This is a genomic window from Clostridioides sp. ZZV15-6388 (genome assembly GCF_020657755.1).
Taxonomy (GTDB): Bacteria; Bacillota; Clostridia; order Peptostreptococcales; family Peptostreptococcaceae; genus Clostridioides.
The window spans coordinates 90930-108028 of record NZ_JAGWCU010000001.1; the positions used below are offsets into that span (position 1 = coordinate 90930).

Here is a 17099-nt window from a genome sequence, read left to right on the forward strand (position 1 = left end):
TTTAAAATTTATTTGTGTAAAGCTACATATTGCTCTAAACCTTCTTTTAATAATGTAGCAGCTCTATGAAGGTCAGTTTCATTTAAGATGTAAGCTAATCTTATTTCGTCACGTCCTAAACCTGGAGTAGCATAGAATCCTTCAGCAGGGCAAACCATAACAGTTTCATTATTTTTACTGAACTCTTTTAACATCCAGATTGTGAAATCTTCTGCATTTTCAACTGGTAATTTAGCAACTATATAAAATGCACCAGTTGGTTTTTTACAGATAACACCTTCAACTTTCATTAATTCATTGTATAATACGTCTCTTCTTTTTTTGTATTCTTCATTAACTTCTTTGAAGTAAGAAACTGGAGTTTTGTATAATTCAACAGCTCCTATTTGTTCTAATGTAGGAACACAAAGTCTTCCTTGGCATAATTTAAGTATTTGAGCGATAAGACCTTTATTTTTACAAGCGATAGAACCGATTCTAGCACCACAAGCACTGTATCTCTTAGAAACACTGTCTATTATTATAACTCTGTCTTGTACACCTTCTAAGTTACCACAGCTAGTGTATTCAAGTCCATCATAAACAAATTCTCTATAAACTTCGTCTGCTATTATCCATAGATTTTTTTCTTTAGCTATTTCAGCTAGGATATTAAGTTCTTCTTTTGTATAAATTGCACCAGTTGGATTTCCTGGGTTAGAAAGAATTATAGCTTTAGTTCTATCATCTACTTTAGAAGCTATTTCTTCTTTTGATGGAAGGTGGAAACCGTTTTCAGCTTTTGTTGTAACAGCATTAACTTCTACGTTTACACATTGACCAAATCCATTGTAGTTAGTATAGAATGGTTCTGGAACTAATAAATTATCTCCTGGGTCACAAACAGCCATCATAGTGAAAAGTAAAGCTTCACTACCACCATTAGTTACTAATAATTCATCTTTTTCAAAATCCATATTGTAAGTTTTGTAGTAATTTTGAAGTGCTTCTAATAATTCTGGAATACCTTCAGAAGTAGCATATTCTAAAACTTCGCTATCAAAGTTTTTAACAGCATCAAAAAACCCTTGAGGAGTTTTTATGTCTGGTTGACCTATATTTAAGTGATATACTTTGATTCCTTTATCTTTTGCTGCTTGTGCAAATGGAACAAGTTTTCTGATTGGAGAGGCTTGCATTGCACTAACTCTGTTTGAATAATTCATTTTAATACCCCCTATTTAATTTAAATACGTATATTGTATTATGTAAATTGTATATTGGAATACAAGACATCTTTACAAGATAATAATAACATACTTATAGGTAAAAATCATCAAAAAAAATTAATATAGCTTTAAAATAAACTTTTAACAAATTAGAGTGAAATACTCGTATTTATACTAATAAATTATATGTACATAAACTTATTTATAGTATGATAATATATGTATATATTAGTTATAATTTTTTGTATTACAAAATTAAAATACCTAATACTAAATATGTAAAATTATAAAAAATATTATAAATTTATTTAACAGATACAATAAATATCATATAATTATATTAAAGGCTATTAACTAAGAGGTGTTAATTATGAGAGAATTAAGAATAGATCCAATTACTAATGATGTTGTTATATTTGCTACTGATAGGTTGAAAAGGCCATTAGATACAATTGATGTACCAAATGATGAAGAAGAAACTAATGAATACGATGAAGGATGCCCATTTTGTAAGGGAAATGAAGTTTATGCAACGGATACACTATTTGAAATAAAAGGTGATGAAGGTTGGCTTGTAAAATCTATATATAATAAATTTCCTATAATTGATGATTTGGCAAGAGATATATATGGTATTCATGAGGTAATGATAGAAAGTAATAAACATAACAGCAGTTTTTACAATATGAATCAAAAAGAATTTGAAGATGTTTTTTTTATGTATAGAAATAGATTTAAAGATTTGTCGAAAGATGACAAAGTAGAATATGTGAGTATTTTTAAAAATTTCTTGAGAAAGGCTGGAGCATCTTTGATGCATCCACATGCTCAAATACTATCTATGTCTTTTATTCCACCTGAAATTACAAATGAGTTGTTGGTTTCAAAAGAGTATTATGATAGTAATAAAAGTTCTTTGTATAATGACTTGGTAGAAAATGAGATAAGTTTAAATAAAAGAGTGGTTTATAATGGAGATGCTTTTTTAGTAATTATACCATATGCAACTAAGTACAGTGGAGAAGTAAGAGTAATATTTAAAGACAGCATAAAGTTTGATGAATTAACAGATAACAATATAAAAGAGCTTTCTATGATATTCGAAAAGTTATTTAAAAAATTATATAATATAAATGGATATATGCCATTTAACTTGTGTATCCATACTCATCCAACAAAAATTGAAACAAAATCATACTTTAATGTTCATATGCACATAATACCAAGAAAGTATAACCTTGGAGGATTTGAACTTGGAACAAATATGTATGTTTCTTCAATGAATCCTGAAGAATTAACAAAAAAATTAAAATTTGATTAAAGGATGTACTTTTTAGGTATTAAAGAAATAATAATTTTAAAATAAAATTATAGTATATCAATGTTAAAATAAAAACAAACAGAAAAATAAATGAAAAAACTAATAGAAAATTACTATTTAGATGAGGAGTGGAATATGAAATTTATATCGTGGAATGTTAATGGGATAAGAGCATGTGTAGGGAAAGGATTTTTAGACTTTTTTAGAGATATTGATGCAGATATATTTTGTCTACAAGAGACTAAATTACAGGAAGGGCAAATAGAGTTAGATTTGCCGGGTTATTTTCAATACTGGAATTATGCAGAGCGAAAAGGTTATTCAGGTACTGCTATATTTACCAAAAAAGAGCCTTTAAAAGTAATGTATGGAATAAATATAGAAGAACATGATAAAGAAGGTAGAGTTATAACTTTAGAATTTGAAGATTTTTATTTTGTTACTGTATATACTCCAAATTCTCAATCTGAGTTAAAGAGATTAGAATATAGAACTAGATGGGAAGATGACTTTATAGATTATTTGGTTAAATTAGATAATCATAAGCCTGTAATAGTGTGTGGAGATATGAATGTGGCACATAAAGAAATAGACTTGAAAAATCCTAAAAACAACACAAAGAACGCAGGTTTTACAAAGGAAGAAAGAGAAAAATTCTCTAAATTATTAGATAGTGGATTTATAGACACATATAGATACTTTAATCCTGATAAAGAAGGAGTGTATAGTTGGTGGTCATATAGATTTAATGCAAGAAAAAATAACGCTGGATGGAGAATAGATTATTTTTGTGCATCTAAAAAATTAGAAGATAGATTGACAAATGTAAATATACACACTGAGGTATTGGGGTCAGACCATTGTCCAGTAGAATTAGAGATAAGATAGAAGTTTCATAAGGATAAAAATTGGGCTGTAGATGTAAATTTAAAGTTAATTATTCTTTTAATCTACATGCCTGTTTTTAACCTAGATAAATTTCACTTATTTTTTCCTTGTTTACAATTTTCTAATTCAAATTGATTTGTTTTTCCCATGTTGTAAGCTAAATTAATAATTTTTTTCTCATCTTTAGTCAAATCGCGATTTAGAATTTTCTTGAACTCATCAAACAATTTATCATAGTCAACTCTTTTTTTATTAGAATACTTTATAGATTTAGATTTAATATTTGTATATACATATATATCAGGTACTATACTTGGATTGTATATCTTAATAAAAACCTTCGATGTATAGTATGCATCATTTAAAGCATTGTGATAAGACATTTTTTCATCAAGTTCCAATATAGAAATAGCATTTTGCAAGCCAATACTTTTTCCTGCTGGATTATTAAAATATTTAGATGCATGTTGTTGAATATTAATATAAGACTTAGGTAAAATATCTGATGCTAGCTTATGATAATTGATATTTCTGTATAATTCCTTTAAATCTCCAACTCCCCAAACACATAGTATAGGGTCGTGTGATGCTATAAATTTTATGAAATTGTTGTAAACCTCAGGAAAAGTAGGCGAATTGTTAAAATCAGAGTCTTTAATATTAGTCATACGACTAATAAAAGGGTGCATTGCCTTGTATAGTGTAGGTTTAATATAGCTATTAAATGTATCTACTATATTAAATTTAGAATCCAGTTTAATTGCTCCTATTTGTATAATTTCAAAAGGACATTTTTCATTGGACACAGTTTTATTGAGTTTTTTGTCAAAGCCTTGGTTGAATTCCAAATCGAAAATTATGTATTCCATAAAGTTTATCTCCTAAATTTTTGTATTATTACTAGTATAGATTATATTATAAGCTAAATTAAATTTTTAAACAAAAATACTTTTATTTTAGTATACCCCATATTTATAAAAATGTTAAACTATTGTATGTATAATATTTTTCCAAGAAAAAATATTGCGAACTTTTTGTACTTGATATATAATAATATAAATAAAAACACGAATAAAACACGAATATTTTGCAAGAAAAATTCATAAACATAAGGAAAAATGAATTTTATCTTGTATATTTAATAAAATAAAATTTACACAAAAATCATAGGAGAGTGAAAAGATGGAGAGTTTATTATATGTAATAGAGAAAGATAAGCATACCAATGAAGAGATAAGAGAAATCCTAAAGAGCAATAAAAACATAAGATTCGTTTCTTTAATGGGTGTTGACTTAGGAGGAAATGCAACAGACGAAAAAATTCCTGTAGAATTATTTTTAGAGGATATAGATAAATTCTTAGAATCAGCTATACAAACTGATGGTTCAAGTGTTGAGCTTTATAATATAGCAACACTAAATAATGCAAAAGTAGACTTAATGCCAGATAAAAGTTGTCATTGGTATGTAGATTACAACATGGAATACATAGATGAAGAAGCAGGATTACCTGTAGGAACATTAAAGATACCTGCATTTCTAATACATGATAATAAAAAAGTATGTTCTAGGGGAATTCTTCAAAAAGCAGATAAATATTTTAAGAAATCTATGTTTGAAATATTTAGAGAATATCCACATGTAATAAACAATATAGGAATAAACTCAGTAGATGATATAGAAGAAATAATGTTAACAGCAGCTACAGAACTTGAATTTTGGGTTAATACTCCTGAAGATAAGGCTGACTTAGAAAAATTATATGTATCACAAAGCTTAAAAGAACAATACTGGAAAAGAACTCATGGTATTATAAGAACTTGTCTAGAACAAAGTTTAATAATACTTCAAAAGCTAGGTGTAAGCCCTGAAATGGCTCATAAAGAGGTTGGGGGAATTCAAAGTTCTATAAGTATAGATGGAAAGACAAACCATGCTATGGAGCAATTAGAGGTTTCTTGGAAGTTTTCTACACCATTACAAGCGGCAGATAATGAATTATTAGTAAGAGATGTTATAGAAGATGTATTTACATCACATGGATTAGAAGTCACATTTAAAGCAAAGCCAATTCATGGAGTTGCAGGAAGTGGTGGTCATACACATGTAGGAGTAAGTGCAAAATTAAAAGATGGAAGTAGCAAAAACTTATTTGCTCCAAAAGATTTAAAAGAAGATTATCTAAGTGAATTAGGGTATGGAGCTCTTATGGGACTTCTTTATAATTATGAAGTATTAAATCCAATTGTAACAGCTTCTAATGATGGATTTAATAGACTAGTTCCTGGATTTGAAGCACCTGTATGTATAGTTACATCTTTAGGTCATAGTTATGAAATGCCATCTAGAAATAGGTCAGTACTTGTTGGGTTAATAAGAGATATAAAGAATCCAAAGACTGTAAGATTTGAGTTAAGATCACCAAGTCCTCTATCTAATACTTATCTAGTAATAGCAGGATGTTATCAAACAATGTTAGATGGCATAAAAGCAGCAGCTAAGAGTGGACTTAGTACTAAAGAACTAGAAAAAGAATTATCTAAAAATGTGGGAGAAGAAAGTTTCTATTTAGAAAAAGACAGAGCATATAGAGATGAAAATGATGTATTTGAACATTATAATTTAGAAGAAAGAAATGCAAGATTTGGAACACCTCCAGCAACAGTTTATGAAAATATGAAAAATCTAGAGATATATGCTTCTAAATTAAAATCTTTAAAACAAGGCGATGTATTTACTGATAGCATAATAGAATCATTTAAAGTTGGGGCAATAGATAAGTGGCAAAAAAAATTAAAAACTAGAATAATAGAAGCGGGAATTCAAAAGATAAGAAGTATTGTAAAAGTACACACAAAAGAAAATATGGATGCACTTGATGAAGTAGTTTGGAATTCAATATCAGACTTAAAGTTTAATATTATGAAAGACACTTTAACTAGAGAATCACTATTTACTAGAGTAAGAGAAGCTGTAGAAAATAAAGATTATCAAACTGCTTCGGATTTACAAATAGAACTAAAGAGAAGCATGGAAGAAATACAACAATTATATATGCAATACAAGAAAAATATATACTAAGATAAAATGATAATAATTTGATTTTGATATTATAAAGGCAATTAAGTATGATTAAATCATTTTGAGTTAAATCTCAAATGTAAAAATCATACTCAATTGCCTTTAATTTTTGATTTTAAGTTTTACAATAAAATTAATCTAAATTAATTATATTGATTATCTATTAATTCTGATATATAATCAGCAATTTCATCTGGATGAATGACTGTTTTAAATTCTTCTAGATTCTTTTTCATAAAATTTATTATAGAATCAAATTCATTTGACACTAACTTGTAAAATATATTTTTTAGGTCTAGGTCATCGCTATAAATCATTCCAAGACCCTTATCTATTATAAATTTGGCATTTTCAATTTCTTGACCAACTTTTGGCATTTTAACGAGTACTGGAGTTTGAGACTGGATTGCTTCAAATATAGTTGCTCCTCCAGGTTTAGTCAACATTAAGTCACATTCTTCTATCAGATTGTACATATCATTTACAAATCCAAGTACTTTTATATTTTTTAGAGGTTTTTTATGAGTTAAATTATCATATAGTTTTTTATTTTTACCTGTAACTATTGTAATCTCTATGGAATTAATATGTTCTTCAATAAAGTCATCTATCCAATGTATAAAATCCTCATCTATATCAAACAGACCTCTTCCTCCTCCTAAAAGCAATAATCTATATTTTCCATAACAAGGCTCTTTACTTTCAATCTGGAATCTCTTATCTACAGGAACTCCAGTAACTTTTATGGAATCTGGATTTATTCCTTTTTGAAAAAATCTATTTTTTATCTCTGGAGATGGAACAAAATATAAATCTGTATTTTCAAAAACCCATTCCATACTGTCTACAACATCTGTAATAACTGTCAATGTTGGTATATTTATGTCAGGATTTTTTATCTTAAAATTATTTACACAAGCAGCAGCTAGTGGAAATGTAGAGATAATCAAATCTGGATTTATATCAGAAATATACTCAGAAAGTTTAGGTGTATATAATTTATGAGAGAAATCATGTCTTGAGTCAAACGATTTCTTAAAATAGTAATAATAATTATATAATCCAGGAGTATATTTTGTATTGTTTTCATAAAGCTTCACCATAGGCTTATTCATCATAGGGATACTTGCATTTATAAAGTTTTGTATAACAACATTGTAATTACTATATTTTTCAATGATACATTCCTTAACTGCTTTTGCAGCACTTATATGACCAGCACCAAATTGAGCTGTTAAGATTAATATAGTTTTATCTTCTTTTGTTTTAGACAATTTATCACCACTTTCATAAAATATATCTGATTAGAGTATTATACATTTACAGAAGAATTTAATCAATAATAATATTAAAAAATAACTATTGTGTAAAACATAGTACTGTGTTATTATGAAAGCATAAGAAGTTTTAACATAGTACCTTGTAAAACACAATACTGTGTATTTAAAGAAAGGATGGAGTATATGAACACACAATTTAGAAAGGGTGTCTTAGAAATTTGTGTACTCGCGCTAATATCTAAAAAAGATATGTATGGATATGAAATAGTACATAATATTTCTAAAGTAATAGATGTAAATGAAGGAACGATATATCCTATTCTAAGAAGACTGACAAAAGATTTGTATTTTGAAACATATATACTAGAATCTAATGAGGGTCCTGCTAGAAAATACTATAGAATAACTTCACTAGGAAAAGAAAACTTATCCAATTTGATGGAAGAATGGAGAGAATTTGTAAAGGCTGTTGAGATTTTAATAAGTGAAGATGAGGGAGGTAATGAACTTGAATAAAACTGAGTTTCTGGAAATTTTAAAGGATTATCTAAGAAAGGATTTTTCTGAGAGCGAAGTTAATGATATATTGAGAGATTATGAAGAATATTTTGTAGATGGGATTATAGAAGGAAAGAGTGATATGGAGATAATATCATCACTTGGTTCACCAAAATCTATAGCAAGAGAACTTATTCTACAGACAAAAGAAAAAAACATTGAAGATGAAAAAATAATAAACACAGATATTTTAAATGATAAGTTTAGTAAATTCAAGTTAGATATGAAAAAGGGATATTCTATTTTAAAAGATGAAGCTAAAGAAAAATACAATAAATCGAAAGAAAGAGTAAATGATAAACTTACTCCAAGTATAGAAGAAGGTGTTGTAGGAGTATCTAGAGAAGCTATAAAGATTTTATTAGTATTTTTATCCTTATTATTGATTATTCCAGCATTTGCATTTGTATGTGCTATTATTTCAGTTGCTATTGGGTTAGTATGTACATTGATTGCTTTTGTCATATCAATTCCATTTGTAATTAAATTTATTTCAATGGTTCCAGATGTTACAATGTTTTGTATATTTGCGACTATAGCATTTATAGGTTTAGAGATACTGGCATGGCAAATTTTACTGTTTGTTATAAAGTTAGGCAAACAATTGTTAAGTAGTTATATAAATTGGATAAAGAGAAAAAACATTTATATAAATGCAAATGAAAAGATGGAAAAAAGAAATAAAGATACTTTAAGTGAGAAAGATTTGAATAAAGATAGTAATGAAGATTTATATGATGATTATTACAATATAGAAAAAGAAGATATAAGGGAATCTGATAATTACAATGACGATAGCATAAATTTTGAGTCAATGTATAAAGATTTTGAAGAGACAGATGATAAGAAAGGAGAAGATAAACATGAATAAGAAACTTGCCATATTTGCTGCGGTTTTATTAGTAATAGGTATAATTGGAACAACATGGTCAGGGATTTTAGTTATGCCAAGCTTAATAAACTTTGGACTCGAAAAAGAAGCTGAATTTAAAAAAGAAAATAAACTTTATCAAGAAAAAGTAAATATTGACAAGTTAGATGTATCTGTTGACAATATAAATGTTACGATAAAGAGACACTCAAGTGAAGATGTACGTGTGACAACAAGGGGAAATAATGAGTTTTACAAATATAATGTAACTTTAAAGGATAAGACATTAGTTGTAAAAGGTGAACGAAAATATGAAAATCGTGTTAAAAAAATTAAAAATTTTGACCAATTATTTAATACATCTATAAATAGTATGTTTTCAGGAGATTATAGGGAAATAGTAATCTATGTACCAAATAATGTAGATATAAATGTATCAAGTGTAGATTCATCTCTATTAGTATATGATAATGTAGCTTCAAATAATATAACATATAAGAGTTCTTATGGAAGATTTGAGAGAGTTATAACTGAAAATAATATAAATAAGCTAGATACATTAAATTTAATATCTAGTAATAATCTTGAATTATCTACAAAATCAGTTTTAGGTGTTAAAAACGTAAATATAGAATCAGAATCATTAGATATATCTTCAGAATATGAAGACATATTTGTCAATAATGTAGAACAATATATACCTGAAAATATAAACATAAAGGAAAAAATAGGTAGGAATTCGCACTATGATAACAACTTTAGCATATATTGTGATTTTCCAATTGCTAAAAATTTAGATATAGATGTTCCAAATTCTAAAGTAAGTCTTACTCTACCAGTAAATAAGTATAAGTTTAATTGCGACATAAAGTCTAAAGAAAGAATAGAAGATATTAATGATGAAGCAGAAGAATACAGTGATAGTTCAGATGGATATGAACACAGTGAAGAAAATCATAACTCATATAAAAATATAAGAGAAATAAAAGGGCTTTTAAATGAAAACTTGTCGAATTTAGAACAAGAGTATACTATAAAAATAAATTCAAATAAATTAGAAATGTAAATAATTTATTACTACAATTAATAAATTGACCTAAAAGTATAAAAATATAGTCTATACTATGGTATAATAAGTATCGAAATAGAATTGGGAGAGGGATACTTATGAATAAAATAGCAGTAAGTTTTTTAATAATTGCTACTACTTTATTGAGTACAGCATGTATGGATTATAAAGTTGACAAAGTAGAATTGGTTGATTCTAGAGATTCTGCAGTTGTAAAGAAAGGTGAAGACATCAAAGAAGAAACTGATACAATTAATCCTAAAAAAACAGCTAAAATACCTATAGAGATAGTTTCAAAGGATGAAAAGATAGTAAAATACTTGCAAATAGATGAAGAAAGTACATTAAAAGATAAACTACAGTTAATCTTAGATACTTTATCACATGAGTATTTTAATGGTTTAGATATGGAAGTTGAAGTTCAGGAAAAAGATAGTCTAGTTAAGATAAACTTAGTTGAACCTGATGAAAAGGGGAGAGTTTCTTGGAAAGAGGATTATTTAAATGAACAAAATATAATATATACTATAAATAATATTATCAAAAATGTCATTCAAGAAGATGATAATAGTATTTGGGTTGAAGAAGTAGAGATATACTACAATGGAGAATTAATAGAGTTAACATAAGAAATGATGTGTTTTATTTAAAAGCACATCATTTTTTTTATAATTTTTTAATCCTTATAAAATCCTTATATTTATGATTTAAAATGATTCTTGTAAATAAGTTTGACAAAAGAAAGGATGAAAATTATGAGTAATTATATTTTGGAGGTAAAAGGAGTTTCTAAAAAATTTAAGGAGCAGGCTGCAGTTAATAATATTTCAATTGCAATTAAACATAATTCTATTTATGGATTATTAGGACCAAATGGAGCAGGGAAATCTACTTTATTAAAAATAATAACAGGGATTTTAAACCCCACTTCTGGAAAGATATTATTTGAAGGTCATAGATGGACTAGAAAAGACTTAGCAAACATTGGGTCTCTTATTGAATCACCTGCTATATATGAGAATTTAACAGCAAGAGAGAATCTAAAAGTTCATACTACATTACTTGGTCTTCCTGACTCTCGCATTGAAGAAGTTTTAGAGATTGTTGATTTAAGAGATACTTTTAAAAAGCGTTCAGGTCAGTTTTCTCTAGGTATGAAGCAGCGTCTTGGTATTGCTATCGCATTATTAAATCACCCAAAACTTTTAATCTTAGATGAGCCTACAAATGGACTTGACCCTATTGGAATTGAAGAACTTAGAGAATTGATTCGTTCTTTTCCAAAGCAAGGAATTACAGTTATTTTATCAAGTCATATTTTGTCTGAGGTTGAGCAAGTTGTAGATGAAATTGGAATAATTTCTAATGGAGTAATAGGGTATCAAGGAGAAGTATCAAAAGAACAAAATTTAGAAGAACTTTTTATGAAAGTTGTAGCTGAAAATAGAAAGAGAGGTAAGTAAGATGGAAAGATTTGTTAGAGCAGAGTTCCAAAAGATGAAAAGAACTTTTGGAATGAGATTGTCTTGGATAGCCCCAATATTTTCTATACTTATCTGTTTTGGACTAGGTGGAGGACAAAATGGTACTTACAATTGGTGGTATATTATGTTTCTTCCAGGAGCAATAACTTTAATTTGTTCTTTAGTAGTACAAAAAGATGAAAAAAAGAAGTATCGAGGTGTCTTGTCATTGCCAGTTGACAAAAAAAATATCTGGACTGGAAAAATACTTTATTGTACCATTATACTTTGTATATCTTCAATTATTTTCATGATAGGGATAGTTTTTATTGGAGTAGTTTATAAGAAAACTATTTTAATAAATCAAAATATTATTGGAACTATAGTACTTATCTTACTATTTATGTGGCAAATTCCACTTTGTATGTTTTTAGCTTCAAAATTTGGTTTGTTTATTACAGTTTTAATAAATATGTTTTTCACTGTGCTTGGAGTAGCTGTTTTTTCAACTACAAGTTCATGGTACTTATTTCCATATTCAATTCCATCAAGATTAATGGCTGCGGTATTGCATATTTTACCAAATGGACTTCCTGTACCAGAAGGGAATGAACTTTTAAGTACTAATGTTATTTTACCAGGGATATTAATATCTATTGTTTTATTTATATTATTTACTTTAGCTACAAGTGTTTGGTTTAAAAATAGAGAGGTGAAATAATATGGCACAACTAATAAGACTATTTAATTCTGACTTGATAAAACTAAAAAGAACTTACATAGTACTAATACACTTTTGTATTGTATTAGTAGGAATAGGCTTATTTTTAGGATATTACAATATTTCAGGTTATGATAGTATATCAAAAATAGTAGCATATTTACAAGTTATAGCTATAGCTTTTCCTTTATTATCAAGTATTATGTGTTCAATGTGTGTTGAACAAGAATATTACTCAGGAAATTATAAGTATATACTAACAGCATCTAATCCAAAATACCTTACACTCATGAGTAAATATATAATTTTAATATGCCTTGGTTTTGGAGCAACATTAGTTTCTGTTTTAGGTTTTAAATTTGGTATAAATACTATTTTTAATAATAATCTTTTTACACTAAGTTTTTATATGATTTCAATTTTAATTTTAGTTGGAAGTAATCTATTTGAATATATATTACATTTATTCTTAAGTTTGAGATTTGGAAAAGGAGCATCAATTGGAGTAGGTATAGTGGAAACTTTACTCTCAGCACTATTACTAACTGGACTAGGAGATGGTATATGGCAATATATTCCTTGTGCATGGGGCGTTAGATTTGTAAGTGTTTGGGCATCTTTTTCAAGTTCTAAAGAAATTGAATCCATTCAAGAGTTTCAGTTAATAGGTTTAATTTGTGGTTTTGCAACTATTTTTGCATTTGTAATTTTATGTATTTGGTTTTCTAAATGGGAAGGTAAGAAATCTGAAGAATAAAATAACTAATTGTTTATTTAGATTATTTGTATTATTATATTATAGTATAATTTGATAGCATAAAAGAGATAAAAATAATCAGATACATAGTTGTTTATTTGTTAATTAAACTGTTTGGAGGATATGATACGAATGTTTTGGGAAAAAAAGTTTAATAATAAAAAAGTTGTAAAGTTAAGAACTATTTTTGTAAGATATTTATCTGTATTCTTTGTTATAACAATTACTTTGGGAATTCTTTTAGTATTTTTGTTTTCTGTGTTATTATCATTAGGAGTAGTATTGCCATCCAATTATGCAGAAAAGCAAATCTATAAATATAAAGATGAAATTATTTCAAGTGAAAAAGTAACTAAAGATATAATACCAGATTTTTGTGATTATGGAATCTATACTTTAGATGGTAGATTAACTTCAGGAACTTTTAATAATGAAGAAGCAAAAGAAACCTGGAATTTAATGAAAGGTATCGAAGTAAAAAGCGGACATTCGTCAGACAATTATATAAAACTTTTTAGACCAAATGAAGTCTGTATAATAAGATATGATATAGTATCAGAATTCAATTCTCCAGCTTTAAGAAAATATTTACCAAAACCAGAAGTATTAGGGATTATTATTTTTGTTATAGCATTTTTTATTGAAATGGTTATACTATCAAAATCCTTTGGTAAAAAAATTAATGCAAAAATGGACCTTTTGAAAAATGCTACAGAAAAAATACAACAGCAAGATTTAGATTTTACAATAGAGTCTAGTGATATTTATGAAATTGACAATGTTCTTTTTTCTATAGAAAAAATGAAGTTAGCATTAAAAGATTCTTTAGAAAAGCAGTGGAGACTGGAAGAAACTCGAAAAGAACAGATATCTGCATTAGCACATGATATAAAGACACCATTAACCATTATACATGGAAACACTGATTTATTAATTGAAATAAATGAAAATGCTGAGCTATCAGAATATATGGAATATATAGCAAATAGCGCTACTCAGATAGAAAAATATATTAATACTCTAATATACATATCTAAAGCAGATAAAGGTTATATGATTAATAAAGAAAGTATTAATATTGATAAATTTATAGAGGATGTTTTGGTGCAAATAGAAGCACTCTCCAGTACAAAAAGTTTAAGTGTGGAATTTTATAAGCAAGATGATTTACCTAAGAATATAATAATAGATAGAGAATTATTATTTAGAGCTATTATGAATATAATTTCAAATGCTATTGATTATTCAACAAATCAAAGTAATTTATATTTTGATGTATTAGTAAATCAAAGATACTTAAAATTTGTAATTACAGATTGTGGAAGAGGTTTTTCTAAGGAAGATTTATCAAAAGCTAAAGAACAATTTTATACAGGTGATTTAAGTAGGAACTCTAAATCTCATTACGGTATGGGTCTATACATTGTAAATAATATTGTCCAAAAACATAATGGGACTTTGTATATTGAAAACTCTATAAAAACTGGTGGTGCCATGGTAACAATTGAAATACCAATAATTTAATAAATAATATCCATTTTTTAAATACCTAAATTTTATATTATAGGTATTTGCAAAATGGATAATTTTTTTGAATTTTATATACTAGTTAAATCTGATAAAAAGTTTTCAAACATAACCCCATCATTTCTATCGGTATCAAATTGAGATGTGTAATTTATAGTTTTATATATAAAGTCAGTTGCTGTTTTAACAGCTACTCCTAAGTCATGGTTATTCACTAGCATACCACAAAGTATAGATGTAAATATGTCTCCTGTTCCGCTATAAGAGCAATTATTGTATTTAACTGATGTAAAAAATATATGTTCAGTATCTTTATCATAAGCTAAATTTAATATATTATCATCTTCTAATATACCTGTGATTACAACTTTACTAGGTCCTAAAGAAGATACAGACTTTGCAATATTTATAAGTTCATCTCTATTATAATCCTTTTTTGTATAGTCATTTCCAGTTAAGAAACAAGCTTCTGTTAAATTAGGAGTAGTTAAATCTGAATGTCTAACTAATTCTTTAATTTCATGTCTCATTTCTTCTGTAAAGATTGGATACATAATTCCATTATCACCCATTACAGGGTCAACTACAATAAAAGCATTTGGATAATCATTTATAAAATTTGCCACTATTTCAATTTGATGTTTTGAACCTAAAAAACCACTATATATACTGTCAAAGTTGACTTTTAAATTTTTCCAAACAGTTGAATATTTTACCATCTCATCAGTACAATCTAAAAATGTAAACTCAGGATAACCAGTTTGACTTGAAAGTATAGCTGTTGGAAATGGACAACATTGAACCTTTAATGCTGAAAGTATAGGTATAGCAACTGATAATGAACATTTTCCTATTCCAGATAAGTCATTAATTGCTGCGACTTTTTTTTGCATAAAAAACCCTCCATTAGTATGTATTAATCATAATGATAACAAAATATTTATATATATATATTACTATAAAAAAAAGAAAAAAGTAGATTATAAAATAAAAATTTGTAAAAAAAACAGTGTATCAATACAATTAATTTTTAATATTGGACATAATAAGATAGAGAATTATTAAATATGAAAACTATTGTATATAATAACAGCTTTTTTGTGAATTTATTCGTAAGGTGTACTATTTGGGAGGTGTAGCTTTGAAAATACTGAAAAATAAAAATAAGTACATCAAAGGTATAATGGCATTTGTATTTTTATCTTTAGCTACTACAGCAGGTGTATTTTTAATTAATGATTTAAGTATGAAAAATATGAAAGAAAAAGTTATAGAATCTGCTACTGTTGAAGGTGATGATGTAAAAGACCAGTATAAGCTATTGCTTGAAAATTTATTTGACTACAGAAATAAGGCAATATTGGAGAAAAATGAAAATATTTTAAAAGGCCTTTATGAGACAGAAAAAAAGTTTGGTCTTTGGGCTTATGAAAATGAAGTAAAAAAGATGAAGTATTTAGAAAATTGGTCTAGTAAACAAGGTGTAAAGTTTAAAGATATAAAAACAAGAGTCAAAGTTAAAAAAATAAAAGAAAAAGAAAAAGACTTATATGGCATAATATGTTCTGTATCAACTGAGTATAAGTACTCATATGAAAATCAAAAGGACAAAGAAAATTCATTTAGAATAGGTACATATCATTATCTAAATGTAAAAATCATAGATAATCAATATGTCATAACTAAAGAGTGGTATACAGACCCTTTTGCAGATTCTTTAAATTTAGAAAATATAAAATCTGATGATATAAGAAGCTATATTGGTCAACAAAATGCTGTAGAGCTACAGCTCACAGAGGAGCAAAAGAAGGCTATAGATTATGCACATAAATACTGTGGAGCAGCAGCAGACGAAGAACATGGTATGAAGTTTAATCCAAATTATAGAGATTATAATCCAGAAGGTGGAGATTGTGCCAACTTTGCATCACAGATAATGTTTGAAAGTGGAAAGTTTAAGAAAAATTCAATTTGGAATTATAGTGAAAGAGCAGGAACAAAAGCATGGGTAAATGCACAAGCTTTTAAAAATTATGCTCTCTATAGTGGAAGAGGCTCATTAATAGCTAAAGGTTCTTACGAAGATGTTTACAAAGAAGCTTATAATCTACGTCCTGGAGATTTTGTAGGATATGAAAAAAAAGGTAGAATAACGCATGTTTCAACTGTAACAGGATTGGATTCAAGAGGATATCCTTTGGTAACCTGTCATAATACTGATAGAATGCTTGTGCCATGGGATTTAGGTTGGAGTGATAAATCTATAAGATTCCATATAATAAAAATAAACTATTAAAAATTTATAAAGAAAAATAAAGTATAAAAGATAACAATGATTTAATATTATAAATTAAA

The 17099-nt window shown here is 27.1% G+C and carries 16 protein-coding genes; 12 read left to right on the forward strand and 4 right to left on the reverse strand.

Features of this window, described 5'->3' with window-relative positions:
* Nucleotides 1-8: 8 nt before the first annotated feature.
* Nucleotides 9-1205: a pyridoxal phosphate-dependent aminotransferase gene (locus KGF48_RS00400; RefSeq protein ID WP_227827216.1), complete on the reverse strand. Its 1197-nt coding sequence runs from the start codon at nt 1203-1205 to the stop codon at nt 9-11.
* A gap of 373 nt (nt 1206-1578) precedes the next feature.
* On the opposite strand from KGF48_RS00400, the gene galT reads away from it, so the two are divergent.
* Both galT and KGF48_RS00410 read left to right on the forward strand, forming a co-directional pair.
* Nucleotides 1579-2529, forward strand: coding sequence for a galactose-1-phosphate uridylyltransferase (gene galT / locus KGF48_RS00405; RefSeq protein WP_227867631.1), 951 nt, complete (start codon nt 1579-1581; stop codon nt 2527-2529).
* Between the two features lie 135 nt (nt 2530-2664).
* Nucleotides 2665-3417, forward strand: a complete 753-nt coding sequence (locus KGF48_RS00410; RefSeq protein WP_227846390.1) for an exodeoxyribonuclease III — start codon at nt 2665-2667, stop codon at nt 3415-3417.
* 92 nt (nt 3418-3509) lie between these two features.
* Here the strand turns inward: KGF48_RS00410 and KGF48_RS00415 are convergent, their stop codons facing one another.
* Nucleotides 3510-4286, reverse strand: a complete 777-nt coding sequence (locus KGF48_RS00415; RefSeq protein WP_227827218.1) for a 3'-5' exonuclease — start codon at nt 4284-4286, stop codon at nt 3510-3512.
* A gap of 313 nt (nt 4287-4599) precedes the next feature.
* Here KGF48_RS00415 and KGF48_RS00420 point away from each other — a divergent pair, with 313 nt between their 5' ends.
* Complete coding sequence (locus KGF48_RS00420; RefSeq protein ID WP_227827219.1) at nt 4600-6498, forward strand: glutamine synthetase; 1899 nt, start codon at nt 4600-4602, stop codon at nt 6496-6498.
* Between the two features lie 143 nt (nt 6499-6641).
* Here KGF48_RS00420 and KGF48_RS00425 read toward each other — a convergent pair whose 3' ends face one another.
* Nucleotides 6642-7772 (reverse strand): MGDG synthase family glycosyltransferase, encoded by a 1131-nt coding sequence (locus tag KGF48_RS00425; RefSeq protein WP_227839601.1) that lies wholly within the window; start codon nt 7770-7772, stop codon nt 6642-6644.
* Between the two features lie 189 nt (nt 7773-7961).
* On the opposite strand from KGF48_RS00425, the gene KGF48_RS00430 reads away from it, so the two are divergent.
* From KGF48_RS00430 to KGF48_RS00465, 8 genes are all read left to right on the forward strand, one after another.
* On the forward strand, nt 7962-8294 hold the full coding sequence (locus KGF48_RS00430) for a PadR family transcriptional regulator (RefSeq protein WP_009889116.1): 333 nt from the start codon (nt 7962-7964) through the stop codon (nt 8292-8294).
* Nucleotides 8281-9207 (forward strand): HAAS signaling domain-containing protein, encoded by a 927-nt coding sequence (locus tag KGF48_RS00435; protein ID WP_227867632.1) that lies wholly within the window; start codon nt 8281-8283, stop codon nt 9205-9207. The genes KGF48_RS00430 and KGF48_RS00435 overlap by 14 nt, the downstream gene beginning before the upstream one ends.
* The gene (locus tag KGF48_RS00440; RefSeq protein WP_227839603.1) at nt 9200-10273 is read left to right on the forward strand and encodes a DUF4097 family beta strand repeat-containing protein; all 1074 of its coding nucleotides are present in this window, start codon (nt 9200-9202) and stop codon (nt 10271-10273) included. Before KGF48_RS00435 ends, KGF48_RS00440 begins: the two co-directional genes overlap by 8 nt.
* A gap of 101 nt (nt 10274-10374) precedes the next feature.
* Nucleotides 10375-10905, forward strand: a complete 531-nt coding sequence (locus KGF48_RS00445) for a hypothetical protein (RefSeq protein WP_227827223.1) — start codon at nt 10375-10377, stop codon at nt 10903-10905.
* 126 nt (nt 10906-11031) lie between these two features.
* Complete coding sequence (locus KGF48_RS00450) at nt 11032-11739, forward strand: lantibiotic protection ABC transporter ATP-binding protein (protein ID WP_227867633.1); 708 nt, start codon at nt 11032-11034, stop codon at nt 11737-11739.
* 1 nt (nt 11740) lies between these two features.
* On the forward strand, nt 11741-12460 hold the full coding sequence (locus KGF48_RS00455) for a lantibiotic immunity ABC transporter MutE/EpiE family permease subunit (RefSeq protein ID WP_227867634.1): 720 nt from the start codon (nt 11741-11743) through the stop codon (nt 12458-12460).
* 1 nt (nt 12461) lies between these two features.
* Nucleotides 12462-13217, forward strand: a complete 756-nt coding sequence (locus KGF48_RS00460; protein WP_227867635.1) for a lantibiotic immunity ABC transporter MutG family permease subunit — start codon at nt 12462-12464, stop codon at nt 13215-13217.
* 132 nt (nt 13218-13349) lie between these two features.
* Complete coding sequence (locus tag KGF48_RS00465; RefSeq protein ID WP_227839606.1) at nt 13350-14741, forward strand: sensor histidine kinase; 1392 nt, start codon at nt 13350-13352, stop codon at nt 14739-14741.
* A gap of 74 nt (nt 14742-14815) precedes the next feature.
* Here KGF48_RS00465 and KGF48_RS00470 read toward each other — a convergent pair whose 3' ends face one another.
* Nucleotides 14816-15637, reverse strand: a complete 822-nt coding sequence (locus KGF48_RS00470) for a pyridoxamine kinase (protein WP_227839607.1) — start codon at nt 15635-15637, stop codon at nt 14816-14818.
* 248 nt (nt 15638-15885) lie between these two features.
* Here KGF48_RS00470 and KGF48_RS00475 point away from each other — a divergent pair, with 248 nt between their 5' ends.
* On the forward strand, nt 15886-17040 hold the full coding sequence (locus tag KGF48_RS00475; RefSeq protein ID WP_227839608.1) for an amidase domain-containing protein: 1155 nt from the start codon (nt 15886-15888) through the stop codon (nt 17038-17040).
* Nucleotides 17041-17099: the final 59 nt, after the last annotated feature.

Excerpts from the sequence above, each read along its gene's own strand:
- KGF48_RS00410 (WP_227846390.1), top strand. The coding sequence starts at position 2,665 with ATGAAATTTATATCGTGGAATGTTAATGGGATAAGAGCATGTGTAGGG.
- KGF48_RS00435 (WP_227867632.1), top strand. The coding sequence starts at position 8,281 with ATGAACTTGAATAAAACTGAGTTTCTGGAAATTTTAAAGGATTATCTA.
- KGF48_RS00445 (WP_227827223.1), top strand. The coding sequence starts at position 10,375 with ATGAATAAAATAGCAGTAAGTTTTTTAATAATTGCTACTACTTTATTG.
- KGF48_RS00430 (WP_009889116.1), top strand. The coding sequence starts at position 7,962 with ATGAACACACAATTTAGAAAGGGTGTCTTAGAAATTTGTGTACTCGCG.
- KGF48_RS00455 (WP_227867634.1), top strand. The coding sequence starts at position 11,741 with ATGGAAAGATTTGTTAGAGCAGAGTTCCAAAAGATGAAAAGAACTTTT.
- KGF48_RS00470 (WP_227839607.1), bottom strand. The coding sequence starts at position 15,637 with ATGCAAAAAAAAGTCGCAGCAATTAATGACTTATCTGGAATAGGAAAA.
- KGF48_RS00440 (WP_227839603.1), top strand. The coding sequence starts at position 9,200 with ATGAATAAGAAACTTGCCATATTTGCTGCGGTTTTATTAGTAATAGGT.
- KGF48_RS00420 (WP_227827219.1), top strand. The coding sequence starts at position 4,600 with ATGGAGAGTTTATTATATGTAATAGAGAAAGATAAGCATACCAATGAA.
- galT (WP_227867631.1), top strand. The coding sequence starts at position 1,579 with ATGAGAGAATTAAGAATAGATCCAATTACTAATGATGTTGTTATATTT.
- KGF48_RS00460 (WP_227867635.1), top strand. The coding sequence starts at position 12,462 with ATGGCACAACTAATAAGACTATTTAATTCTGACTTGATAAAACTAAAA.
- KGF48_RS00465 (WP_227839606.1), top strand. The coding sequence starts at position 13,350 with ATGTTTTGGGAAAAAAAGTTTAATAATAAAAAAGTTGTAAAGTTAAGA.
- KGF48_RS00400 (WP_227827216.1), bottom strand. The coding sequence starts at position 1,205 with ATGAATTATTCAAACAGAGTTAGTGCAATGCAAGCCTCTCCAATCAGA.
- KGF48_RS00450 (WP_227867633.1), top strand. The coding sequence starts at position 11,032 with ATGAGTAATTATATTTTGGAGGTAAAAGGAGTTTCTAAAAAATTTAAG.
- KGF48_RS00415 (WP_227827218.1), bottom strand. The coding sequence starts at position 4,286 with ATGGAATACATAATTTTCGATTTGGAATTCAACCAAGGCTTTGACAAA.